The organism is Thiolapillus sp. (assembly GCF_048562965.1).
Classification (GTDB): Bacteria; Pseudomonadota; Gammaproteobacteria; order Chromatiales; family Chromatiaceae; genus Thiolapillus; species Thiolapillus brandeum_A.
Genome location: NZ_JBHNMF010000814.1, coordinates 411 through 1,314 on the forward strand (window position 1 = coordinate 411; position 904 = coordinate 1,314).

At 51.8% G+C, this 904-nt stretch carries 1 protein-coding gene; it reads left to right on the plus strand.

Features of this window, described 5'->3' with window-relative positions; all coding sequences use genetic code 11:
- Positions 1–60: 60 nt before the first annotated feature.
- On the plus strand, positions 61–904 hold an 844-nt coding region (locus ACOCD2_RS20315), incomplete at its 3' end, for an ISL3 family transposase (protein ID WP_419625981.1).

The window sequence follows — 904 nt, forward strand, 5'->3', positions numbered from 1 at the left end:
GATAGGCGACGAAAGGCGGTAGACCCGCTGACCGGAAAGAAGGGAACGATTAACCGGTACATCCAGCGTCAGGTCAGGGATGTGCCCTTTTGTGGTCGTCGTTGTCTGATTGAAATCGAGTTGGCCCAGGTGTGGGTCAGCAAAAATGAACGACGGGTTGAACGTTGTGAATTTGTTGACAAGGGCAGTCGCTTCACTCAGCGGTTCTGCCACCTGGTCAGTGGCTTGTGTCGCCACATGAGTATACAGAGCGTTGCCCGGCATCTGGGGTTGCGCTGGGAGACGGTCAAGAACATCGACAAGGCGTACCTGCACAAGACCTTGCCGGCTCTTGATCCGAGCGCACTGACCGACCTGAAGTACATTGGTGTTGATGAGGTGGCCAGAGCCAAGGGACACGATTACATGACGGTGGTCTATGACATGGTTAAAGGGCATTTGATCTGGGTAGGAACAGGACGAACCGCTGAGGTGTTTTCTGAATTTTTGCGGCAACTGCCCAAGCAGACGGCGGCCGCAATAGAAGCGGTGGCCATGGATATGGGGCCGTCCTACCAAAAGGCCGTCAAAGAATGTTTACCCCAGGCAGATATTGTCTTTGACCGGTTTCATGTCATGCAGAACTACAGCAAGACCATCCAGAATCAGCGTAGGATTGAATTTCGAAAGGCGAACAAAGCCGAGAAGGAACTGATGAAAGGAACGCACTATTTGTTGCTTAAAAATGCGGACAAGCTCGACGAAAAACAGTCGCTCAAGCTCCAAACCCTGCTGGATAACAATGCCCACCTGAATACGCTCTATGTCTTGAAGGAGCAGCTTCAAGCCCTGTGGCAAGCCAGTTCGTATGACGACATGATGGAGCAGTTAGAAAGCTGGTGTGAAATCGCAGAGCAATCACAGA